The sequence below is a fragment of the Kitasatospora sp. NPDC088779 genome (assembly GCF_040685395.1).
Taxonomy (GTDB): Bacteria; Actinomycetota; Actinomycetes; order Streptomycetales; family Streptomycetaceae; genus Kitasatospora.
Map to the genome: position 1 here is coordinate 1 of NZ_JBFBHW010000083.1, position 21,148 is coordinate 21,148.

General features: G+C 69.0%; 24 protein-coding genes and 1 pseudogene. 15 read left to right on the plus strand and 10 right to left on the minus strand.

The features are described from left to right. From AB0P03_RS39160 to AB0P03_RS39170, 3 genes and pseudogenes are all read left to right on the plus strand, one after another. Positions 1-221 (plus strand): annotated as a pseudogene (locus AB0P03_RS39160) (hypothetical protein); the annotation flags it as partial. Between the two features lie 427 nt (positions 222-648). Further along, complete coding sequence (locus tag AB0P03_RS39165) at positions 649-1,500, plus strand: RICIN domain-containing protein (protein WP_363633469.1); 852 nt, start codon at positions 649-651, stop codon at positions 1,498-1,500. Positions 1,501-1,929: 429 nt separating this feature from the next. Beyond that, positions 1,930-2,340 (plus strand): VOC family protein, encoded by a 411-nt coding sequence (locus AB0P03_RS39170; protein ID WP_363633471.1) that lies wholly within the window; start codon positions 1,930-1,932, stop codon positions 2,338-2,340. Between the two features lie 429 nt (positions 2,341-2,769). Here AB0P03_RS39170 and AB0P03_RS39175 read toward each other — a convergent pair whose 3' ends face one another. After that, positions 2,770-3,342 carry a TetR/AcrR family transcriptional regulator gene (locus AB0P03_RS39175; protein WP_363633473.1) on the minus strand — a complete coding sequence of 191 codons (573 nt, stop codon included), beginning with the start codon at positions 3,340-3,342 and terminating at the stop codon, positions 2,770-2,772. A 66-nt stretch (positions 3,343-3,408) separates the two neighbouring features. On the opposite strand from AB0P03_RS39175, the gene AB0P03_RS39180 reads away from it, so the two are divergent. The 3 genes from AB0P03_RS39180 (at position 3,409) to AB0P03_RS39190 (ending at position 5,950) form a co-directional block, all read left to right on the plus strand. After that, positions 3,409-4,380 (plus strand): SDR family NAD(P)-dependent oxidoreductase, encoded by a 972-nt coding sequence (locus tag AB0P03_RS39180; RefSeq protein ID WP_363633475.1) that lies wholly within the window; start codon positions 3,409-3,411, stop codon positions 4,378-4,380. 357 nt (positions 4,381-4,737) lie between these two features. Beyond that, entirely contained in the window at positions 4,738-5,100 is a 363-nt protein-coding gene (locus AB0P03_RS39185) for a hypothetical protein (RefSeq protein WP_363633477.1), read from the plus strand. 172 nt (positions 5,101-5,272) lie between these two features. Then, positions 5,273-5,950 (plus strand): TnsA-like heteromeric transposase endonuclease subunit, encoded by a 678-nt coding sequence (locus AB0P03_RS39190; protein ID WP_363633479.1) that lies wholly within the window; start codon positions 5,273-5,275, stop codon positions 5,948-5,950. A gap of 46 nt (positions 5,951-5,996) precedes the next feature. On the opposite strand, the gene AB0P03_RS39195 is transcribed toward AB0P03_RS39190, so the two are convergent. Further along, on the minus strand, positions 5,997-7,058 hold the full coding sequence (locus AB0P03_RS39195; protein WP_363633481.1) for an IS630 family transposase: 1,062 nt from the start codon (positions 7,056-7,058) through the stop codon (positions 5,997-5,999). 33 nt (positions 7,059-7,091) lie between these two features. On the opposite strand from AB0P03_RS39195, the gene AB0P03_RS39200 reads away from it, so the two are divergent. From AB0P03_RS39200 to AB0P03_RS39215, 4 genes are all read left to right on the plus strand, one after another. Next, positions 7,092-7,436 (plus strand): hypothetical protein, encoded by a 345-nt coding sequence (locus tag AB0P03_RS39200; RefSeq protein WP_363633482.1) that lies wholly within the window; start codon positions 7,092-7,094, stop codon positions 7,434-7,436. 216 nt (positions 7,437-7,652) lie between these two features. Continuing rightward, a complete protein-coding gene (locus AB0P03_RS39205; protein WP_363633484.1) occupies positions 7,653-7,778 on the plus strand; it encodes an HNH endonuclease signature motif containing protein in 126 nt (41 codons plus the stop codon). Between the two features lie 452 nt (positions 7,779-8,230). Further along, positions 8,231-9,670, plus strand: coding sequence for a hypothetical protein (locus AB0P03_RS39210; protein WP_363633485.1), 1,440 nt, complete (start codon positions 8,231-8,233; stop codon positions 9,668-9,670). Between the two features lie 90 nt (positions 9,671-9,760). Next, positions 9,761-11,338: an ISL3 family transposase gene (locus AB0P03_RS39215; protein ID WP_363633505.1), complete on the plus strand. Its 1,578-nt coding sequence runs from the start codon at positions 9,761-9,763 to the stop codon at positions 11,336-11,338. 102 nt (positions 11,339-11,440) lie between these two features. On the opposite strand, the gene AB0P03_RS39220 is transcribed toward AB0P03_RS39215, so the two are convergent. Next, positions 11,441-12,253, minus strand: coding sequence for a leucine-rich repeat domain-containing protein (locus AB0P03_RS39220; RefSeq protein WP_363633487.1), 813 nt, complete (start codon positions 12,251-12,253; stop codon positions 11,441-11,443). A gap of 384 nt (positions 12,254-12,637) precedes the next feature. On the opposite strand from AB0P03_RS39220, the gene AB0P03_RS39225 reads away from it, so the two are divergent. Then, positions 12,638-14,146 carry a hypothetical protein gene (locus AB0P03_RS39225; RefSeq protein WP_363633488.1) on the plus strand — a complete coding sequence of 503 codons (1,509 nt, stop codon included), beginning with the start codon at positions 12,638-12,640 and terminating at the stop codon, positions 14,144-14,146. A gap of 113 nt (positions 14,147-14,259) precedes the next feature. Here the strand turns inward: AB0P03_RS39225 and AB0P03_RS39230 are convergent, their stop codons facing one another. Continuing rightward, positions 14,260-14,460, minus strand: a complete 201-nt coding sequence (locus AB0P03_RS39230) for a hypothetical protein (protein WP_363633490.1) — start codon at positions 14,458-14,460, stop codon at positions 14,260-14,262. Positions 14,461-14,932: 472 nt separating this feature from the next. On the opposite strand from AB0P03_RS39230, the gene AB0P03_RS39235 reads away from it, so the two are divergent. From AB0P03_RS39235 to AB0P03_RS39245, 3 genes are all read left to right on the plus strand, one after another. Continuing rightward, positions 14,933-15,742 (plus strand): serine/threonine-protein kinase, encoded by an 810-nt coding sequence (locus AB0P03_RS39235; protein ID WP_363633492.1) that lies wholly within the window; start codon positions 14,933-14,935, stop codon positions 15,740-15,742. A 65-nt stretch (positions 15,743-15,807) separates the two neighbouring features. After that, a complete protein-coding gene (locus AB0P03_RS39240; RefSeq protein ID WP_363633494.1) occupies positions 15,808-16,191 on the plus strand; it encodes a hypothetical protein in 384 nt (127 codons plus the stop codon). Between the two features lie 42 nt (positions 16,192-16,233). Further along, positions 16,234-16,401: a hypothetical protein gene (locus tag AB0P03_RS39245; RefSeq protein WP_363633506.1), complete on the plus strand. Its 168-nt coding sequence runs from the start codon at positions 16,234-16,236 to the stop codon at positions 16,399-16,401. Between the two features lie 463 nt (positions 16,402-16,864). Here AB0P03_RS39245 and AB0P03_RS39250 read toward each other — a convergent pair whose 3' ends face one another. From AB0P03_RS39250 to AB0P03_RS39275, 6 genes are all read right to left on the minus strand, one after another. Then, complete coding sequence (locus AB0P03_RS39250; protein WP_363633496.1) at positions 16,865-17,191, minus strand: MazG-like family protein; 327 nt, start codon at positions 17,189-17,191, stop codon at positions 16,865-16,867. 119 nt (positions 17,192-17,310) lie between these two features. Then, entirely contained in the window at positions 17,311-17,913 is a 603-nt protein-coding gene (locus tag AB0P03_RS39255; RefSeq protein WP_363633498.1) for a 3'-5' exonuclease, read from the minus strand. Between the two features lie 119 nt (positions 17,914-18,032). Next, complete coding sequence (locus AB0P03_RS39260; RefSeq protein ID WP_363633500.1) at positions 18,033-19,007, minus strand: hypothetical protein; 975 nt, start codon at positions 19,005-19,007, stop codon at positions 18,033-18,035. Between the two features lie 4 nt (positions 19,008-19,011). Next, complete coding sequence (locus AB0P03_RS39265) at positions 19,012-19,179, minus strand: hypothetical protein (protein ID WP_363633502.1); 168 nt, start codon at positions 19,177-19,179, stop codon at positions 19,012-19,014. A gap of 112 nt (positions 19,180-19,291) precedes the next feature. Further along, positions 19,292-20,044, minus strand: a complete 753-nt coding sequence (locus tag AB0P03_RS39270) for a hypothetical protein (RefSeq protein ID WP_363633508.1) — start codon at positions 20,042-20,044, stop codon at positions 19,292-19,294. Beyond that, positions 19,942-20,277 carry a hypothetical protein gene (locus tag AB0P03_RS39275; RefSeq protein ID WP_363633510.1) on the minus strand — a complete coding sequence of 112 codons (336 nt, stop codon included), beginning with the start codon at positions 20,275-20,277 and terminating at the stop codon, positions 19,942-19,944. Before AB0P03_RS39275 ends, AB0P03_RS39270 begins: the two co-directional genes overlap by 103 nt. A gap of 332 nt (positions 20,278-20,609) precedes the next feature. On the opposite strand from AB0P03_RS39275, the gene AB0P03_RS39280 reads away from it, so the two are divergent. Next, positions 20,610-21,047, plus strand: coding sequence for a DUF3307 domain-containing protein (locus AB0P03_RS39280; RefSeq protein WP_363633503.1), 438 nt, complete (start codon positions 20,610-20,612; stop codon positions 21,045-21,047). Positions 21,048-21,148 lie beyond the last annotated feature (101 nt).

Consider the following 21,148-nt stretch of genomic DNA (forward strand, 5'->3'; position numbering starts at 1 on the left):
TGGCCGCCGAGGAACAAGAACACGGCGGCGCAGTCCTAGAGGTCGTGCGCTACTTCAACGACACCGACCAGGAACAGCAGCCCCTCCAGCAGGGGACTCCGGAAGGCCCCAACCTGTTCGGCTGGCACCTGGACCGCGACGTGCTGGACTTCCTGACCACTACCGGAGCCGTCCTCGATGTCGACGAGTACGACATGACCCCACATGAACCTGGCGAATGAGTCCAACCTGACGCCCGACACAGACCCGGAAACTGTCAGATTCCACGAGAATCGTGCCTCCAACGTCTCGGCAGAGCTGACAAGCCACAGATCAGAGCACACACGCCTGCCGTGATCGATGAGACACCCGAGCCCTCCGGAACAGACCCAACACCTCAAGACTCGGCACCAGCATGGTGAGTCTCACTCTGACCTGACAGTCCGCAGGCCAGAAGGCATCTGCGATGACGTACTCAATGAGACGGGACAGCGGGGGCGCCGGGCGCATCCTGCCGGCGCGGTCCTGGCGGGTGCGGGGCCGTCTCCTGTGCCTCGTGGAACGGAATCCCTGCGCGTACTCGGTCAAGATCGATAGGTTGGTGCGCGGCGTGCGGGGGCCGGCCGGTGGGGGCGGTCCGACGGTGCGCCGGGAACCTGGGAGGACGGCATGGCGGTTCGAGTGTTCGAGGGCAAGGGCGAGGATGCGTGCCCGCAGGGCTGGTACGCCCTGTACGAGAACCACTGGTACAACGACGACAAGTCCGGCCGGGTCCTGGTCTCGGACCAGCCGGTCGCCGACCTGCGGGGCTACGACTTCACCGACATCACCTCCTCGGTGGTCAACCAGTGCGCCCTGACGGTGGTGGTGTGCTCGAAGTACGACGGGGAGGGGTTCGGCGAGTTCATCCGGCGCGCGAGCTCGGAGGGGGACCTGCGCCGGACGACCACCGGTGCGGTGCGCAACGTCAGTGCCGTCGGTAACGGCGGTCACACGCTCACGAACATGGACAACGAGACCTGCTCGGTCCGGTTCCGCGTCGACCACATGACGAACGACAAGAACGTGGTCCAGCCGCTGCCGGGCGGCGTGTACACCCTGACCAACGTGGGCAGCGGCAAGGCCCTGGACCTGCTCGGCCCGGAGGGCAAGGCCGGCGCGAACGTCGGCCAGAACACGGCGCACGGCGGCACCGGCCAGCGGTGGCGCCTGACGCCCGTCACCGCCGACGAGGTCTTCACCGGCGAGTACGAGATCACCAGCGAGGCCGGCGGGAAGATCCTGGACGTCAGCGGACGCAAGGTCGCCAACGGCACCAACGTCCAGGTCTGGGACTACAGCGGCTTCTACACCCAGCGCTGGTGGCTGACCCCCGCAGGCGACGGCGTCTTCGTCGTCAGCAGCCGCCACAGCGGCAAGGCCCTGGACGTGCACGGCGCCAGCACCAGCGACGGCGCGAACGTCCAGATCTGGGAGTGCAACGGCACCGACGCCCAGAACTGGCGCATCCAGCCCGCCTGAACCGCACGACCCCCGTTCCCGCCGTGGTCACCCCCCGGCGGGATGACCACGGCGCCGGGCCCAGGGCCCGGCGCCGTCCCCTTTTACCCCTCTGATCGGATCGCGCCCCGCGCGCCAGGTTCGGCGCGAATCCGCCAGGTTCACCGAGACCGGACACTTTTGTCCAGTCTCAGCGAAACGGGGCTTGTCGCACTGATCTGCGGGCTGGTCGTGCGGTGCACGGGGCCAGGACAGGTTTGAGTGAGACGGTGTCCCGGGTTGGGGTGGCTCTTGTCTCGGTTCAGGTGGCTTGTCTCAACCCAGTGGGCATCGTCTCAGTGTGGACGATCAGGGGGAGCCGCGGAGCGGCAGGGGCAGGGCGGCCGACCTCAGCGGAGCTGCTTAGGGCCTGTCTCGAAGTCGGGTGTGAGCTTGTGTCAAGATCGTGGGATGCTGCGACTCACCGATTTCATTATCGACTGCCCGGACACGATGAAGCTGGCGGCTTTCTACTCCGAGGTGACGGGCCGTCCGATCAAGGAAGGCAGCTCCGAGGACTGGGCTGGCATCCAGTTCGGCGAGATCGAGCTGGCATTCATCCGGGTGGACGACTACCGCGCTCCGCAGTGGCCCGACAGCGAGCACCCCAAGCAGTTCCACCTCGACTTCGAAGTGGACGAGATCGAGTCCGAGCAGCGCCGCGTCCTCGACCTCGGCGCGACGCTAAGGCAGGACTTCATCGGCCCCAACGGCTACGGCTGGCAGATCTACACCGACCCGATCGGCCACCCCTTCTGCCTGTGCCGCAACAAGGGCGTCATCTGGACCGACCAGGGCCCGATCTGGCCCAAGCGCGCCTGATTAGAAGCGATCACCTCGGACTGCGAACGAATTCCTCCGACTGCGGCCAAGCCCTGCCTCGGCGAGGCAACCAGGAAACTGCCACCTTCAATGAGAACTGTGGAGGCAGGTGTCTCAGCATCCTGACGCACCCCAGCTCAGGGCACACCGACTCCGCCATGATCGACGAGACGCGTCCCCGGAACCCGTGAGCCGACAGCCGCGACGACCTGCCAGACCTGTCACGAATCCCACTCCAACCTGTCACCCCGCAGGTCAACGGCCCTATCTCTGCAAGACCTCATGCGACGGGACACCTTTCGCCCTCGTGCAGGCGGCTTGCTCTCGCTACGTAGGCCGCGTTCCCATCGTTACTGCCACGGTTGCTCGCGGCATGTACGTAAGGGCCGGAGGTACCGGCTCTGGGCACGAGCGGCACACCGCGTTTCCTCAGTGCACCAGGAGTTCGATGGCGACCTTCAGGCGTTCGAGGTAGAACTCCCGCGTCGTGGCCTGGTACTTGAGCCCGATCGATGCGCTGATCATCGTCTGTGCAACGGCAGTGGCCTTCTCTTGTCCTGACTCGATGGCGATCGCATTCATGATCAGTTCCTCGAAACGTCGTGGAGCCGTCTGTGTGATCCCTCCGAGGAGGTCGGGGTTGTCCTCGATGACGACTGCGACATCGCGCGCCAGCGGGCCGACGTAGCGGCCCGCCCATTGGTCGAAGGCTTCGACGAGGCGCTCCGGAAGAGGACGGTCGACATCGGCCAGGACGTGTTCGACCACTGCGATGTCGCCTTCCAGAGCCTGGGTCGCCGCAGCGCGAAACAGAGCCTCCTTCGAGGAGAAGAGAAAGTAGAGCCCGGGGCGGGAGATGCGCGCAGCCCGCGCCACTTCCTCCATCGAGGTCTTCCGGTAGCCGAATCGAGCGAACGTGGCCAGAGCGGAGTCCAGAACCGTGGTCCGACGGTCGGTATCGGTGGTTGGCGACGACAGGGGGCCGGCCTCGGGACTGCTCATGGGGCGAGCATAGGAGCGGGGGATCCAGCTATACAAGTTCAGTTCAGTGTGTATAGCCTCGCTGCTATGACGGCTCGCGAACCCCTCTCCACGTCCTTCACCGCGTCCAGCACGGCGGACGATGTGATGCAGGGCGTTGACCTCACCGGCATCCGCGCGATCGTGACGGGAGCCTCCTCCGGGATCGGCATCGAGACGGCTCGCGCGTTAACCGCAGCCGGGGCCCAGGTGACGCTCGCCGTGCGAAACACGGCTGTGGGTGTTGCCGTCGCCGGAACGATCGAGAGCTCGACCGGAGAGATCCGCCCCCGAGTCGTCCACCTGGACCTCGCCGACAAGGCCACCGTCACGTCGTTCGCCGACGCGTGGAGCGGCCCGCTCCACCTGCTGGTCAACAACGCCGGCGTGGTCACCGGTAGCCTCGAACGAACCCGCGAGGGCCGGGAGTTGCAGTTCGCGACGAACCATCTGGGTCACCTCGCACTCGCCATCGGCCTGCACCACGCCCTGGCCCTCGGAGCGTCCGAGCGCAACGGGGCACGGATCGTCTCGGTCAGTTCGACGGCGCACATGCGTTCTGGCATCGACTTCGACGACCCCCACTTCGAGCGGCGCAGCTACGACCCGCAGGTTGCCTACGCCCAGTCGAAAACGGCGAACTCCTTGTTCGCTGTCGAGGCGACCCGCCTGTGGGCGTCCGATGGCATCGTCGCCAATGCAGTGAACCCGGGCGGGGTGGCGACGGGTCTGCAGCGGAACTTCACCACGGAGCAGAAGCAGTCGCTCGATGCGGCCGAGGCCGCCGGCGTCTTCACGTACAAGACGATCCAGCAGGGAGCCGCCACCACCATGGTCGCGGCCGTGGCTCCGCAGTTCGCCCACTCCGGAGGCCACTACCTCGATGACTCGCAGGAGGCCTACACCGTGCCGAACGACGCCGACCTCGCGCAACACCCGCACGGCGTCAAGGAATGGGCGCTCGATCCCGCTCTCGCCGAGCGCCTCTGGGTGGTCTCGACCGACCTGCTCCGCACCTGACCTCCCAACGTCACGACACCCCGCCCGGCAGCGACGAGCCGACCGCCCCCGGATTCCGCGGAAGCCAGGCGCAGTGAGAATCCCGCGTCGAGCTTTCTCAACCCACCTGGCGACCCCGCAGCTCACCACAAGATCCACAGACAGGCTCAACGCGACGGGACAACTTCTCTCTGACTGTTCGCCAGTAGCGGCGCTGACCCGGCTGACCAGGGTGGGAGGTGTGCGAGCGCAGCGTGAGCTACCACGGGTTGTGCTTCATGTCCGCTCAAACCGGTGGTTTGACTTCGGGAAGCAACATGGTTGTCCTTCGTGTCCGTACGGTGTGAAGTGCTGCGCCCCTCCAAGCAAGGAGTACTTGTGGCCAACAGCTTCCAGACCGAAGAGATCCCGCACGGCTTCGCGTTCACCGAGACCGGCGCCCTCATCCACTACAAGCACACCATCATCCTGACCGTGCCGCCGCCCAACGCCGGTCCGTGGGGCGACACGTGGCTCAGCTTCGGTTGCGCCTGGGCGGACACCAAGCTCGGCGTGAGCATCTACACGAACGGCACCTGGAGCGGCGTGCAGACCCGCAACGTCCCCGACGGTGGCAACCGCCTCGCCGAGAAGCTCCCCCCTGGTACCCAGAAGGTCGTCATCGGCCGCATGAAGAAGGACGCCGCAGACTGGGCGGACAACCTGCCCATCAGCTGGCTCCTCGAATACCTCGGGACCTGACAGACAGCCGGTGCCCCGGCTCAGCCACCCAGGCCGAGCCGGGGTATCGACCTGACCGCCGGATGCAGTCCAGCTTCTGCATCACGATCTCAGCTGGTCAGGGCCGGGGGCTTCCTCCTCCGTTCTTGCAGTTCGGGGGTGAGCCATGCCGCGTGTGGTTGGCGAAGTCTCAATGAGCCTTCGCCGTACGGACGGGAAGATCGACGAGGACCGTCCCTGGCCGACGACGGGGGTCGGTGTCTTCGAGCCCTCGGTGCCGTGGCGGACGTTCCGCTGGCACTACGGCCAGAAGCACTACTCGGGCACGTACTGGTCCGCCACCATGGGTGCCCACGTCGTATACGAGTCGCGACTTGAGCTGACGCGCCTGCTCTACGCCGACTTCGATCAAGACGTGAGGGCCGTCTTCGCCCAGCCGTTCCTTCTGTCCACCACGGTGGACGATCGGCGGCGTCGCCATGTCCCGGACTACCTCGTGCTGCGCGAGAGCAACGTGCCGCTGGTCGTCGACGTCAAGCCCCGGCACCTGCTCACCCTGCCGAAGGTGGCCTTCGCGCTGGGCTGGGCACGCGAGGTGGTCCTCGCGCGCGGCTGGGACTTCGAGGTGTGGTGCGAGCCGCCGGAAGCTGAGCTGGCGAACCTGCGCTTCCTCGCCGGCTACCGCCGCGGCTGGCTCTTCGACGAGGACCTGCTCGTCGGCCCGGACCCGCTGAAACGCCCTGGCGGAAGCGGTCGGCCGCTACCTCAAAGATGCCTTCGCGCTCGGGCTTTCTGTACTCGCGCGGCCCGTATACCGGTGGCTGCCACGTGCCATCAATGTTTGCGCCCTTCTCGATCATGGGCCGGGTGAAGAACGGGGTGTTCACCCGCTACTGAACTTGAATTCGTAATGTCGGTCAGCCGTCCATGATCAGGCCGGTGCCGGCGAGGCAGCCGTCGACCAGGTTGGGGTGGTGCTGGATCTGCTTGAGCCGGCGCTTCACGGCTCGGGTGATCTGGCCGAGGTCGGCCGCCGCGAGGTTGCCGATGTCGCGTTTGACCAGCGACCAGACGCCCTCTTGCGGGTTGAGGTCCGCTGGGTAGGTGGGCAGTTGGAAGACGGTGAGCCAGTCGGCGTTCGCGGCGATGAACTCCCGCAGCGGCTTGGTCAGGTGGAGGCGGACGTTGTCCCAGACCAGCACGATCGGGCCGCCGAGCTGGATTTGGGCGCGGACGATCAGGTCCCGGAAGTCGCGCCAGCCGAAGCCCTTCTGCTCGTCCTTGCGGCCCCGGTACTCGCGGATGCGGTAGATCAGCCGTGACCGCTCGCCGGGTTTGTAGCAGGCCATGCCCGCCATCGACACCCGACCGGAGCCCCTGCCCCGCACCCTGACGACCGGTGTCCGGCCGATCCTGCCCCAGGTTCTGGCGCGCGGCGGCGTCATCGACTGCCCGGCTTCGTCCTCGAAGACGATCGGCTCCGAGGGCCGCCGCGGCGCTCTTACCCGCGGCCAGGTCTCCTTCTTCCACACCTCGACCGCCGCGTCGTCGCGCTCGATCGCCCGGCGGGCGGGCTGCTGCCACGACCAACCGTGCCGCTTGAGCAGCTGCCACGTGCCCTCGACCGTGTAGGAGACGTGGAACAGCCGGCCGATCAGCGTCTTGATCCGCGCGAGCGTCCACCGCTGGTCCGCCCACCCGTGGGCCAGCGGACCGCGCTCCAACTCCCGCTCCAGCCTGGCGATCTGGGCCGGACCGAGCCTCGGGCGGCCCGGTGATCCCTTCGACTGGACACCGACCTCTCCACGCTCGCGCCACGCCCGGCGCCACCGCTCCACCGATCGCTCGCTCACGCGCAGCGCGGCAGCGATCTCCCGGTTCTTCTCCCCGCCCTCGAAGCGTTCCACGGCCCGCAGCCGGATCCGCTCCCGCGCGGCCCTCTCGGCGTCGGTCAGCCCGCCGCCCTGCGCGTACCTCACGAAACCAGAGCTACCGGAGCCCACCTGTCGAACATGACCTGGTCCGACTTCGCGGATGCCTACTCCGCGGTCGTCCGTGAGTCCGTCCGGGTGCTGGCCGACGACCGGTTCAGCACGTGGGTCGTTGGCGAGGTCCGGGGCAGTACCGGCCGGCTCCGTGGCCTCGTTCCCCTGACCATCGCCGCGCACGAGGCAGCCGGTGCCCGGTTCTACAACGACTCGATCCTCCTCAACAGCCTGGGCACGGCGCCGATGCGGCTGCCGAACCAGTGGCGGGCGAGCCGGAAGGTTGGCCGCGTCCACCAGTACGTCCTCACCTTCGTGAAGGGCGATCCGAAGCGGGCCACGCAGGCGATCACCGGGGGTGGTGCGGAGTGAGGCGAGCGTGCCTCGACTGCCCGGCCCGAGCCGTGCGCCGTGGCCGGTGCTCCAAGCACCACGGGATCTACGTGAACCAGAGTGCCCGGTCCGCCCGTCGGCGTGCTGCCGCCCTAGGCCATGACGCGGCCCGGACCGTCCGGCGGACCCTCCGTGCCGCCGGCTTCGGCACCTGCGCGGGCTGCACCGTCAACTACCTGGCGTCCGCCCTGTGAGGTGGACCACATCATCCCGATCTCCCAGGGCGGCACGGACACGGCGGACAACGTGCAGTTGCTGTGCAAGGGGTGCCACCGGGCGAAGACCCGGCGGGACATGGGGTACGAGGGCGCGGCGTTCTGACGGCGGCGCGTTACGGCAACATGGGCCCAGGAAACCGCTCCCGCGCGAAGTGTCCAAGCTCATCCAAGAGCTCCCAGTCTTCCAGAATAAACGGGCCGCCCTTGCCCAAAGTCGCGCCAACAGTCGGCCATCCCACCGAGTCGCCGTGGACGGTCCTACTGGCATGTGCCGGAGGTGTGCTGGCGGCTTGCGCCGTGCTGGTGGACACGCCACAGAGGATCACGGCCGCCCCGGCTGTGCCGATTGCGGCGAGTGCGCGCTTGGGATTCTTCATATTGCGCCTAACGATCACTGGCCGTACCAGTTACGGCTCGGTGTCACCGGTGGATCGCGAGGTGTCCCTGCCCTGGTCAACTACTGAACTTGTGAGTGATGTCGGAGCCATTCGCCGGACAGCGGTGGGTGGGCTCCGGTAGCTCTGGTTTCGTGCCGTACGCGGCTCCGGCAACCTGTTGGACGGGTTCTCCTGGCTCACGGGCGTCGAGGTGCCCGGCGGGTTCCGTGCCACCTGGGAAGAGGGCGCGCACATCCAGGTGTCCGTCATCGCAGGCCGTCTGACCGTGCGCCGTTCCAGCAGGTCCGACCCGAACGGCTCACTGCTGATCGACGACTTCGACCTCGCGGGCCGGCCCGGTCAGATCGCGATGCCCGCGACATTCAAGCTCGGCTTTGCAGCGGGGACCGGTGATGCCACCGCCGCGCACCGGATCCGCAACCTCTCCGTGGCGCTGCCCGCCAACATGCCCCTGGTGTGCCCCGACGCCGAGCACGCCGCCCTGATGGGCACCGTCGGCGCCTACGGCACCGCCGCCACTACCCCCTGCGCCACCGGCCTCACCGCCCGCACCCTGGCCCGCTACATGGCCTGGGGCTTCGCCCTGGACGACGAAAGCGACCGCGCCGGCACCTCCGAGGACAACCTCCACCAGACCATCCGCCGCGTCACCCGCCTCGTCCAGGTCATGGAGACACCCGACGCCCACACGCCCGACGACGACCTCTGGGTCCGCGCCTGGGCCGACATCGCCCAAGACCTGCACACCATCGCCCAACCCTCAGCCCTGCGCCGCGCCATCGACGGATTCCGCAGCTACGCACTGGGCGTGGTCCACGAAGCCTCCCTCCAGCGGACCGCCACCCTCCCGTCCCTCGACGAGTACCTCGCCTTCCGATACGCCTCCGGCGCCGGCGCCGCCGTGGCCGCCATGGTCGAAATCGCCACCGGCGTCGACATCCCCGCCCACGAGATCGACTCACCCGCCGCAATCGCCGCCACCCAGACCGCCGTGACCATCGCCCTGCTCGACAACGAACTCCTCTCCCGCCACAAGGAGACGGAACGCGGCGAATACGACTGCAGCCTCATCCGCGTCCTGCAGAACGAAGACCCCCCACCTCACCCTCCAGGAAGCCGTCGACACGGCCAACGCCCTGCGCAACCGCACCCTGGACACCTTCCTCAAACTCCGCGACACCCTCCACCCGGGCGCCAGCCCCCAACTGCGCACCTACCTCGAAGCCCTCGGCCACCTCATCGCCGGCGTCACCATGTGGACCGCCACCTCCCCCCGCTACACCAGCGACACCTCTCCGACCGACGAACTCCGACTGTCCGACACCGACACCGACCGGCACCACCCACTGCCCCTTCCGATGAACATCGCACGCTGGAACCGCTTCACCGAATAACGCCGAACGGGACAGCGCGCGCAGCCGACTGGCTTGGGGTGCCCGGCGGCGATCCGTGCGGCCAAACGGGCACTCGGTCGTCGGCCTGCTCGAGTGAGCCGGGCCGCCGGAGAGAGTTACGCCCCTCTCGCGATCAGCGTCCCCATGGGGATTTGCCTGACCGTGAGGACGGGGAGTTCTGGGCTCTGGCGCTGATCTTGTGACGCTGCCGGTGTCAGTGGCAGCTGTGATTATGGCTCGCGTGTTCTTCGCGGAGTTTTGAGGTGTTGTTGCCTCATCTGGCTGGTGTCGTGGTGGAGTTGGTCGAGCGGGCTGCGGCCGGGGTGGTCACGATGCATGCGCGGGCCCGCTCGGCGGGTGCGGACTGTCCGCACTGCGGTAGTGCGTCGGACCGCGTGCACGGCCGGTACATGCGGCGGCTCCTGGACGCGGCGGCCGGTGGCGCCAGGGTGGTGATCGAGCTGCTGGTGCGGCGGTTCAAGTGCTCGAACCCGGCGTGTCGGGTGGTGACGTTCGCCGAGCAGATTGCGGGGCTGACGAGCCCGCATGCCCGCTACACGCCACTGATGCGTGAGCAGTTGACCTCGATAGCTCTCGCGCTGGCCGGCCGCGCGGGTGCCCGCCTTGCCGGGGTGCTGGGCCTGCGCGTCGCCAAGGACACCCTGTTACGCCTGGTCCGTGCCACGCCGGAAGAACCCGTCGGGCAGATCCGCGTGCTCGGTGTCGACGACTTCGCCCTGCGGAAGGGCGACTCGTACGCCACGATCCTGGTGGACCTGGAGAGACGGCGCCCGGTGGACGTACTGCCAGGCCGGGATGCCGAACCGCTGGCCGCATGGCTGAAGGGCCACCCGGAAGTGGAGATCATTTGCCGGGACCGGGCCGGGGCTTATGCCGAGGGCGCCCGCAGCGGAGCCCCGCAAGCGGTGCAGGTCGCCGACGCCTGGCATTTGTGGCACAACCTCGGCGAGGCCGTGGAAAAGACCATCTCTGCCCACCACGCCTGCGCTCGGACCGCGTACGAGAACACCGTACGGGTAGCCCCGCCAACAAGCGACGACATCTGGCTGACGCCACCGCCGCCGGAACCGGCTGCCGGGATGCTCGACGTCTGCGGACGCGAACGCCGCCTGGTGACTCGGACCAGGGAACGCTACACCGCTGTGCGACAGCTCCTGGAGGGCGGCAGCACGCTGGAGAACATCTGCCGGACACTGCGGCTGGACCGGTCCACCGTGCGCCGCTTCGCCCGCGCCACCAGCATCGACGAACTGCTGGTCAAAGCGACGAACCGCTCCACCATCCTGGACGAGTACAAGCCCTACCTCCACCAGCGGTGGAACGAGGGCTGTCACGACACGGCCGAGCTCCACCAGGAGATCGTCACCATGGGCTTCGCCGGTAGCATCCAGACCGTCCGCCGCTACCTCCGTCCCTTCAAGGCCTCCACCGCCGCACCACCCGTGCCCCGCCCGGCTCCACGGCCCCGCCGCATTGTCCGCTGGATCATGACCGACCCCGCAAATCTGACAGCCGATGATGCCGTCGACCTCAAGGAGATCCAGGCCGGCTGCCCCGAACTCAACGCGGTCACCCACCACGTCCGCGACTTCGCCGCCATGATGCAAGACCTGCGGGGCGACCAGTTGCCCGCCTGGATGGAACGTGTCCTCGCCGACGACCTGCCCGCCCTGCACTCCCTCGTCAGTGGACTGCGCCGCGACGTCGACGCCGTCACGGCCGGGCTCTCCACCCCGTGGAGCTCCGGACAGGTCGAAGGACAGGTCACACGGGCGAAACTCCTCAAAAGGCAAGGATTCGGACGAGCCAACCTCGACTTCCTCCGCAAGCGCATACTCCTGACGCCCTGACGCGACTACGTCACAAGGTCAGCGCTGATCTTGTGATGGCCCGGATGCCGACCTGGGCCGGCATCCGGCAGCTGAGCCGCGGCTCGTTGGCATGATGGGAAGTCAGGCGTAGTCAGCGAGGGGTTGGGCAAGTCCGGGGCCGCCCGTGTGCGGGGTCTGGACGTAGCCCTCGGGAGGCTTGGGAATCACCTGTAGGCAGGCTGCGGAGCAGGCATTTACCAGGAGCGGCAAGACGTCGGTGGCAACTCGCAGCGAGATCCATGCCTGGTGGATCTTGGCTCCTTCCAGCGACCGGTCACACACGCTGCACCTGCGGAGTGCCGTAGTACCCCATTCTGCGGGGTCGACGTCGTCGAGGCTGAGGTCTGCGGTCTCCACGCCGCCGGGCTGGAGCGGGGGGAACGGTGGGCGGAACTTCTCGTTGCCGTACAGAGCGCGTGTGCTCACAGTGCTGCGTTTCAGGCTCGGGCACCTGGTCAGCTCGTACGGGAACCAGTGCAGCCGGTAGGAGGTGTACGGGGTGAACTCCTGCAGGCTGCTCATGGCGCCGATCTCCGGAGGGATCCGAACCAGGTTGCTGCCGTAGAGGATGAACTGCTTGACGGCGGTGAGCTTCGCGATGCTGGGCGGCAGGGTGACGATCTGGCGCCGCTCTCGGGGACTCATCTCCACCAACGGCCGAAACACCTCCCGCCCGTCGGCGGCGGCTTCCTCGATCAGCGCCAGGAGGTGCTGCCAGGCCGGCGAAGATGTGTCCTGACGCTCACGGTGGAAGCGCACCCGTCGCCGGTTGCTCACCCGGCCCTGGTCGAAGCACGTGCAGACGTCCCGATAGGACTCGCTGCTGCCCGGGACCGAATTCGCTGTGCTGCCCCACCGATTGGTGTGCGGTGCCGGCTCTGCTTCATTCGCCATGGCACCAAAGATACGAAGACGCGGGCGAGACGGATCAGTGGGGCCTGCGGCTTGGCCCGATCACAAGATCAGCGCCAGAGCCGAGTTCTGTGACGCTGACACCTGGGAGACCACCGCCGAGATCCCGCTCGGCGGCACCGAGTCGAGGTAGTTGGCCGCGACCGGGGAGTGCGTCTCGGGGTGGGCTGCGAACGTTCGTGCCCGCGTGCCGCGTCACCCGAGGAACGTAGCTATGCGTGACCAGAAATTAACATTCTGTAAGATTCCATGTGTGCGGACCTTGCGGGGTGGGGAGGGTCGTCCCGGGACCGTCATGGTCTCTGCGGTCCGTGCGGTTCCACGGACCGGAGCATGTGGTGCAGGGCCGGCCCAGGAGGAGCCTTCATGTCCGAGCAGACGCCAACTGCCGCGCAGACAGCGCAGTTCCCGATCACCGAGTCGTTCCAGTCCGCCCCCGACAACCCGAACTGGAAGCTGCTGGGCAGTGCCAGGATCAACGGGGGCCTGGAACTCACCCCCGATCAGCCAGGCGAGGCGGGGACGGCCTTCCTCGATCAGCCGTTCTCCTCCACGCTGGGGGTGACCATCGACTTCGACTACTCCTGCGGGGGCGGCGGCCCCTTGGGCTTCGGCGACGGCTTCTCCGTCTACCTGATCGACGGTGTGCAGACGACCGAGCCCGGCGCTCGCGGCGGTGGCCTTGGCTACTCGTGCATCATCGAGGGCGCGAGCATCCCGGGGGTCACGGCGGGCTACGTCGGCATCGGGTTCGACAACTACGGGACCTTCTCCTCGCCGTCCGCCGGGCCCGGCGGACCGTGCCCGCGACCGAACACGGTGGCCGTACGCGGCTCCGGCAACCTGTTGGACGGGTTCCCCTGGCTCACGGGCGTCGAGGTGCCCGGCGGGTTCCGTGCCACCTGGGAAGAGGGCGCGCACATCCAGGTGTCCGTCATCGCAGGCCGTCTGACCGTGCGCCGTTCCAGCAGGTCCGACCCGAACGGCTCACTGCTGATCGACGGCTTCGACCTCGCGGGCCGGCCCGGTCAGATCGCGATGCCCGCGACATTCAAGCTCGGCTTTGCAGCGGGGACCGGTGATGCCACCGCCGCGCACCGGATCCGCAACCTCTCCGTGGCGCTGCCCGCCAACATGCCCCTGACGATGAGCGGCCCGCAGACCGTGAAGGCGGGAGGCCGGGCCTCCTACACCATCGAGGTTCAGAACCTGGGCCCCAACGACGCTCCCGACGCCTGGGTGGAGGGCCTGGTACCCGCCGCGATGCGAGAAACAGCGCAGGTGAGCTGTCGCGGGGAGAACGGCGCCCAGTGCGGCGTCGGCCAGGTCACCGGGGGCCTCCACCTGCCGCTGAGTCTGCCCCGGGGCAGCAAGGCGGTGATCACACTGAGCGCCACCATCGGTCGGCGCGTCGAGGGCCTGATGACCACGACGGCTCGCCTCATGTCGCGGACCCGCGCGAACACCGCCGCGCAGCAGTCCGGCTCGGTCGACACCGACGTCGAACTGCCTCGGGTCAGCATCGTTGAGGAAAAGGTCGGGGACTGGGACCAGTCCTGGCCCGAGGACGCGAAGGGGCGCGTCGTCAGCACCGACCTCACCCTGGCTGCCAACGACCACCGGGTGGTGGCCTGGGAGATCTCCTTCTCCGTCCCCGAAGGCACCCGCGTCAACCCCACGCAGACCCAGTGGTACCAGATCGTCAAGGACGGCCTCGACGGCCAGGTGATCATCGAGTCTCCGAACGACGACTCCCACACCATCGACCCCGGCGTGCCGTTGGTCGTGAGCGTGCAGATGCTCTACGCCTCGCAGGCCGACGCTGGTGACGGCAGCCTGCGCAACTTGCTCGCCATCGAAATCACACGTCCCTGACCGTCGGGCACGCTGATGTGCAACGCCCGGGTCCGCCCTTCCGGATCGCAACGGCCGACGGGCCCGGGCATCATTCGTCTCACCCTCGCACCCGCGCAGGAGCCGGCCGTCGCTCAGCGTGGTGGGTTGAGAGTGTCGACGACGGCGGTGAAGGCGCCTGCTGCGTCGCGGGTGCGGACCAGCGCGGGTGCGGTGCCGGGGATGTCGGTGATGCCGCCGATTCTTCCGGTCTCCGCGACCGCGATGATGTCCCGGTTGCCGGCGAGGGTGGTGAGATCGCCGGGCCCGCGCTGCGGGGGTGCGATAAGGGACAAGATCGTGAGACAAAATGCGGTGGCCCCCGAATGAGACGCCGGGAAGATGCCCAGGTCGATGCACCGGAAAGGGACATTCCGAATGCGGCCCTACACATCCGCGGGAGCCGGTCCCGCGCACCGGGGGAAGCTCATCAAGGCGAGGATCAACCCCGCGTGTCGTCGGCGCCGGGCAGGCAGGTCCAGCTGGCCCGAAGTCATGGTCACAGCTGAACTATGCCGTTCGGGCCGACCCTGCGGAGCGCTTTCGACCCAACGGCCTGGTGGAAGAATTCAACCGCCGCTGCGTGACCGACGGCCCTTCAGCTGCCACCGAGAGTGCCCGTGCGAACCGGCCAACCGGATCGCCTCCGTCGCGTGACGGTGCCGCGTAGTGATCCTGTGGAAGCCGCCCCCGACAAGGAGAGCGTCCCTATCCTGTTCCCCGCCGCACCACGGTAATCTGCGGCAAGGGACCGGAGTTGGGAGAGCGATGGCAGCGGAGGCGCGGCCCGGCGCGGTGATCGGCGGACGCTACACCTTGACCCGCCCGCTCGGTGCCGGCGGCTTCGGCCAGGTCTGGCAGGCGCACGATCCGGTGCTCGGGGTGGACGTCGCGGTCAAACAGGTGCGCCTCGACGGGGCGTTGCCCGACGAGGCGCGCGCGGAGCTGCTGGTCCGCGCCGCCCGCGAGGCCCGGCACGCCGCCCGGCTGCGCGACCACCCGCACATCGTCACCGTGTACGACGTCGTCGAGGTCGACGAAGGCCCGTGGCGCGTCCCCTGGATCGTCATGCAGTGGGTCGACGGGCACTCCCTCGCCGAGGAGTTGAAGTGCGACGGCCCGCTGGACCCGGAGCGGGCGGCCCGGGTGGCCGAGGCGCTGCTCGGCGCGCTGGACGCCGAGCACCGGGCCGGCGTCGTGCACCGTGACGTCAAGCCACCCAACGTGCTGCTCGCCGCGGACGGTTCGGTCCTGCTCGCCGACTTCGGTATCGCCGTCGCGCAGACCGACCCCCGGCTCACCCCTACCACCCTCGTCATCGGCTCGCCCGGCTACATGGCACCGGAACGCTGGCAGGGAGCCGAGAGCGACGGCCGCGCCGACCTCTTCTCACTGGGCGTGACGCTGTACGAGGCGCTGGAGGGAGTCCTGCCGTTCCGCCCGGAGAACCCCACCGCCGCGCTGACGGAGGAGCCGAGGCCGATGGAGCGGGCGGGAGCGCTGGCCCGCTGCTCCTCGCCCTCCTGGAGAAGGACCCGGCCCGGCGCCCCACCGTGGACGCGGCGCGGAAGCTGCTGACCCTACCGTCCCGCCCTCCCGAGCGGAAGACGAAACCCTGGGAGCAGGTCCCGCCGGGGGAGTCCGTGACGGTCGCCAACAAACAGGGCGGGATCGCGGTGGCCTACTCGCTGGCTGCGGGGAAGATCGGATGGTACGCGGGCTTCGGGATCGGCGGGGTCCTCGCCGCCCTCACCTTCCCCGACCCGGTCCTGGAGCTGGGGTCGCTGAAGCTCGTCGGCGGCAACCGCCTGGGGAACGCTGCGCTGGGGGCCGCGGTGCTCGGCGGCCTCCTCGGCTTCGTCTGCTGGCTGGTGGGCCTGATTGTTGGAGCCCGCGACAAGTCAGACGTGGTCACCCTCGACACGTACGGCCCGTATTCCTCGGGGGGACGGAAGTCTTGTCACCGTGTGTGGCTCCGTGTGCCGCCAGCTTGGGTGACGAGCCGGGTAGCGGTCTTGTCGTGGTAGCCGAGGGCCTTGGCGATGACGGTGCGGTTCCTGGGGCGGTTCATGCCGGACCCGCGGCAGGTGCCGACGGAGGTGGCGGAGTACCTGGCCGAGCAGTTGGGGATCGCGGACGCCGGGGTGCTGGCGGAGTACGGCGAGCGGGACGGTACGGCCCGCTCGCACGCCGGGTCCCCGGCGTCCCAGGCGGCGTGGAACTTCGGGTCGTCGTAGGCGGACAGTTCGGCGCGCGTCGCGGCCTCGATCAGCTCCATCTCGGCCAGGCGGTTGATCTTGGGGCCGAGCCGGTCGGACACCCAGCCGCCGACGATGTCCAGCAGCGAGCGGGTGGCGGCCATCGCGGCCAGCACGATGATCGAGGGCAGGGAGTCGGAGAGGCGCTGGCTGATCGAACCGGTGCTGGCCAGCAAGTGGGTGATCATGCCGGTGGTGGCCAGCAGGCCGAAGGCGCTCGCCGTCGAGGCGACGACCGCGCACACCAGCATGATCGTGAGGGAGCCCGGGTCGGCCTGGCGGCCAAGGCGCAGCGCGAGGAGGACCAGGCGGGGCAGGGCGCGGGCGGTGGCCAGCACGCTGGCCTTGCGGCCGGAGATGAGTTCGGCGTCGCTCTCGGGCGGGCGGTACTCCATGATCTCGGCCTCGTCTTCGGCCGTGGGGTCGAGCTGCTGCGTGGTGCTCAAGCGGTTGCCTCCCAGCCCTCGGCCTTGGTGCGGATGGTGCGCAGGTGCTCGGTGAGGAACCATTCGGGGTCGCCGCCGAGCATGCAGAGCGTGACGAGGGCGGTGAGGGCGGTGTCGCACGCCTCGGCGCGCACGTGGTCCCAGGTGTGGGAGTGGCCTTTGTTCGGGTTGAGGCCCAAGGCTCCGATGATGGCCTGGGCGAGTTCGCCGGCCTCCTCCTGGACCTTGAGTCCTTGCAGCATCCGGAGCTTTTCGGGATCGTCCTTGAAGCGCGAATTCAGCTTATTAGCAACCAAGTTGGCGACTTGCAGCAGCTCTTCCATGGGGGTTGATCCTGCTCCCTGTTCGATTTCGCATCCAAGCGCCGGGAGGTTCCCGGCGGTTCTCGGCGAGCCCGGGTCGAAGACCACGAAGACCACGTTTTCGATTCGGGCCGGGCCGCTCACCACAAGGTCGGGTCCTCCTGCGGCTGGGGGTGGCCGGGCAGGCCACGCGGGACGGCAGCGGCCAGCAGAGCGGTAAAGGTGGCGTGGTGCCCGGCGAGGTGGATCAGCAGCAGGGCGGCTGCGTGGGCGTCGAAGGCGGCTCGGTGGTGCTTCCCGGGGACGGCCGACAGGTCGATGCCGCACAGCTCGATCAGCGCGTCCAGGCCGTACCCGGCGGCCTGCGGGTAGGTCGCGCGCGCCAGGCGCAGGGTGTCCAGCACCCCGGCCGGCTGCCACCCCGGCAGGTGCCGGGACAAGACGCCGTAGTCCACGTGGGTGTTGTGTGCGGCGATCCACGCGCCCTCCAGATCGGCGCGCACCCGCTCGCCGATCTGCGGCCAAGACGGCGCGGAGGCGACGGCCTGGCTCGTGATGTCGTGAACCCGCGCGGCCATCGGGCTGATCGGCCGGGGCGGGCGGACCAGGGTGGAGCGCACGGAGGCGGACACCGGGCTGCCGTTCACCACCGGGACGGCGGCCAGCTCCACCAGGTCCGGCGGCTGGGCGCCGTTGCCCTCCACGTCCACGACGACAACTCGGGGCCAAGTGCTGTAGTCCATGCGTTCCCTATCGGCTGGCGGCCAGACTGCGGGTGAGCGCCGAGCGGCGCGGTCGAGGGCGGTGGCGAAGTCGCTTTGCAGGTCGGCCGGTAGCTCGCCCTGGTCCAGGCCGCAGGCGGTCACGGTCCCGGTGAGCTGGTGCCGTTCGGCGGGGGCATGGTGGCGGCGACGGCCGGGTGGGCGAGGACGTCACGGGCTGCGTAGCCGTCGCCGCATTCGCTCGTTTGGCTGGTCAGTTGCCGCGCGACCTTCCACGTGGCAGGGGTGTCCGGGCCGGTGGTGTCGAAGGCGGTTAGGCCGAGGCGGGTGGTAAACACGGCCAGGCCGTCGCCCGCGGCGAGCGCGAGCCAGCGGTCGATCGCCGCTTTGGCGGCGTGTTGGTCGCCAGGGCAGCACAGGGCAGTGAGCACTGCGGTGACGGTGTTCTCCCAGGGGTTTCCTGGCTCGGTGCCGCGCAGGAGTGCGAGGGCGCGGGGGAGATCTCCCGTGGTGGCCGCGGCGAGGACGGCGGTCGGGCGGCCGTCGAGCATGCGCAGCCCGACACCCCGGTGCTCTTCGAGGTGACGAAGGGCGTCGCTCCAGCGTCCGGTGCAGGTGAGGGCGCGGGTGCCGTCCGCGATGACCACGCGCCACAGCCACGCCCGGACTTCGGCACGCTGCTCGTCGGTCTCGGTGAGCTGGGCGGGGACGGTGATGCCGTCCAGGACCGTCTCAGTGGCGCTGGTGATGGCCTGGTAGAGGTCGAGCAGGAGCTGGTGGCCTTGCTGGTGTTGGCCCGCTCGGATGTTGAGGCGGGCGAGGTTGACGAGGGGTTCGAGGCCGCGGATGGCGCTCATTGCCGGGAGTGGGCCGCGGGTGAGGTAGAGGGCGGTGTGGCGGTGGCACAGCTCGCGGGCGTAGTCGGAGAGGCCGACGTCGGAGGCGATGAGGGCCGCTTGGTTGAACACCGTGGAGGTCAGGCCCGGGTCGGTCTGCCGGGAGGCTGTGTCGGCCAGCTGCTGGAGCCGGCCGACACGGGCTTTGAGGGGCAGGCACGCGGGCCGGACGCGGGCGACCAGGGGGAACCGCCTGGCTATGGGTCCGATCGGGTGCACGGGGCTACTCCCAGATGACGGTGATGGGGGCGGTCCAGGACGAATCGGCCGGCGGCCGGGTCGGTGGGGGCGCCGGAGGCGTCGGGGAGTTCGAACCGGAGGGCGCGGACGCGGCGGCCGGCGGCGCGGGCAGCGCGGCGCGCGGGGCGGGGACGGTGGTGCGGTCGGTCATCTGCACTCCGATGCATCGTCGAGGAGTTGGCCGGTCGTGGTCCACGGGGGCTCAGGGCATCGGCAGTTCCCAGCTCAGCCCGGACCGCCGCTCACCCGCTGCTGGCCGTCGGTCAGCTCCAGTTGGTAGACCGTCGGCCGACCGGCGCCAGCCCAGCGGTCGTGGACCCGTTCGGCGAGCGCCCACAGGCTGCACGGCCCCATTCGCTGGCCGTGGCACCGTCCGGTGCGATAACCGCCCGCGAGCCGTCAGCCCCGACGAGGACCACCTCGCCGCTGCCGGCCGGATCCCAGTAGCGCCGCACCCCGGGCAGCAGATGGCCCACCGCCACCCAGAAGCCGCGCTGTGTGTGCGCGGGCGGAGGGAGGACGGCGCAGCGGGTGCGGCCCGGGCCGTCGGGCGGCGACGGCACCGGGAGCCAGCCGACGCGGCGCGAGGGCACGTGTCCCCACAGCTCGGCGGTGAGAGTGCCGGTCAGGGCCCCGGCGATGCCCCGTTGCACCAGCGCGGTGGCGTGCCAACCCGGTGCTCCGCCGTTGATGGTCGTGCGCAGCCGTCCGCCCGGCGCGAGGCGGTGCAGCCAGCTCGCCGGGATGGACGGGACGGCGAACGAGGCGGTGATCTTGTCCCAGGTGCCGTCGGGCAGACCGCGTTCCGCGTCACGGGCCGGGAGCCACACGTCAGCTCCGGCCTGCGCGAGGCGGGGCCCGGTTTCGCGCACCAGCGACCAGTCGATTTCCACGCCCGTCACCTGACGGCCGGTCAGCCAAGCCGCGAGCGCGCACAGGTATCCGGTGCAGGCACCGACCTCCAGGAACCGGTCCCCGGGTTCCAGCCGCAGGTCCTGCAGGGCGACGGCGAGCAGTCCGGCTGGGAGGACATCGTGGTCGGCGCACCGGTGCACTCGGCGCCGACAGACTGCTCCTCGGGTCGGACGCCGCCGATCCGCACGACGACCTGGTCCGTCGAGTAGATCAGCTCCAACAGGGCCGCCAGGTCGCCGATTGCGTCCAACAGCCGCCACCGGCGCACGGGCCGCTTGGAGCCGAGCCGCTGGTAGGCGCGCGGGATGAGCACATGGCGAGGTACCTGGGTCATCACGTCGATGCTGCTGCTCGGCCTCGCGCTCGTGAACAGCACAACGGCCACCACGATCGGTCAGCTCGGGGCACCCGGGAACGGAGCAAGGGGGACGGGGTCGTCGCGGCATGAGGTACCTCCGACTGATTGGGGGGATCGCTGAAGGCCGACCAGGCCGGGGAGGTCAAGGAACCCGCAGAAATGCGGAACGGTCCGTCAGCACGGACAGGCGGCAGCAGCATGGGCACGGGGTGATGGGGGTCACGCGGTTAAGGGGTCGGCGGCCCCCTAATCTCCGGACGTCTCAGCCACCCTGGTTCCGACCAGCCCAGCCCATCCCGAGGGGGCCTATGTCCAGCACCGCAGCCACGTTCGCCGCCATCCTGCTGACGCTCCTAGTCGCCCATATGTGGGGTGATCACACCGCGCAGACTGACCACCAGGCAGCGCACAAGGGCCGCCCCGAGGCGGGCGGCAAGACCACCACCGCGCAGTCCTGGCGGGCCATGTTCGGACACCTGGTGACCTATCACGCCGTGATGGTGGTGATGCTCGCCGTCGCGGTGGTCGCGCTTCACCTGCCGGTGTCCCTCGCCGGCTGCGCGGTCGGGGTTGGCTTCTCGGTGATCTCACATGGATTCTGGGATCGACGGTGGCCAATCCGGGCACTCATGGACGTCACCCGTAGCCCCGAGTGGGCGAAGACCGACCAGGGCCGGTACGCAGTCGATCAGAGCCAGCACTGGCTATGCCTGTGGCTGTCCGCGCTGATGGTCGTGCTGGTCTGAGCCTGCTACTGACATTTGCTCTTTGGGGTGACGGATCTGCCGTTTTACTGACGGACGGTCACCTGTCGGTGTAGACCGTCTCGCATGCGATATGCGGATGG

What these genes read in the sequence shown, in the direction of transcription:
- AB0P03_RS39165 (WP_363633469.1), top strand. Translation starts at nt 649, where the DNA reads ATGGCGGTTCGAGTGTTCGAGGGCAAGGGCGAGGATGCGTGCCCGCAG.
- AB0P03_RS39280 (WP_363633503.1), top strand. Translation starts at nt 20,610, where the DNA reads ATGTCCAGCACCGCAGCCACGTTCGCCGCCATCCTGCTGACGCTCCTA.
- AB0P03_RS39275 (WP_363633510.1), bottom strand. Translation starts at nt 20,277, where the DNA reads ATGACCCAGGTACCTCGCCATGTGCTCATCCCGCGCGCCTACCAGCGG.
- AB0P03_RS39255 (WP_363633498.1), bottom strand. Translation starts at nt 17,913, where the DNA reads ATGGACTACAGCACTTGGCCCCGAGTTGTCGTCGTGGACGTGGAGGGC.
- AB0P03_RS39200 (WP_363633482.1), top strand. Translation starts at nt 7,092, where the DNA reads ATGACCTGGTCCGACTTCGCGGATGCCTACTCCGCGGTCGTCCGTGAG.
- AB0P03_RS39180 (WP_363633475.1), top strand. Translation starts at nt 3,409, where the DNA reads ATGACGGCTCGCGAACCCCTCTCCACGTCCTTCACCGCGTCCAGCACG.
- AB0P03_RS39245 (WP_363633506.1), top strand. Translation starts at nt 16,234, where the DNA reads ATGCCGGACCCGCGGCAGGTGCCGACGGAGGTGGCGGAGTACCTGGCC.
- AB0P03_RS39220 (WP_363633487.1), bottom strand. Translation starts at nt 12,253, where the DNA reads ATGGCGAATGAAGCAGAGCCGGCACCGCACACCAATCGGTGGGGCAGC.
- AB0P03_RS39175 (WP_363633473.1), bottom strand. Translation starts at nt 3,342, where the DNA reads ATGAGCAGTCCCGAGGCCGGCCCCCTGTCGTCGCCAACCACCGATACC.
- AB0P03_RS39190 (WP_363633479.1), top strand. Translation starts at nt 5,273, where the DNA reads ATGAGCCTTCGCCGTACGGACGGGAAGATCGACGAGGACCGTCCCTGG.
- AB0P03_RS39170 (WP_363633471.1), top strand. Translation starts at nt 1,930, where the DNA reads ATGCTGCGACTCACCGATTTCATTATCGACTGCCCGGACACGATGAAG.
- AB0P03_RS39235 (WP_363633492.1), top strand. Translation starts at nt 14,933, where the DNA reads ATGGCAGCGGAGGCGCGGCCCGGCGCGGTGATCGGCGGACGCTACACC.
- AB0P03_RS39225 (WP_363633488.1), top strand. Translation starts at nt 12,638, where the DNA reads ATGTCCGAGCAGACGCCAACTGCCGCGCAGACAGCGCAGTTCCCGATC.
- AB0P03_RS39250 (WP_363633496.1), bottom strand. Translation starts at nt 17,191, where the DNA reads ATGGAAGAGCTGCTGCAAGTCGCCAACTTGGTTGCTAATAAGCTGAAT.
- AB0P03_RS39265 (WP_363633502.1), bottom strand. Translation starts at nt 19,179, where the DNA reads ATGACCGACCGCACCACCGTCCCCGCCCCGCGCGCCGCGCTGCCCGCG.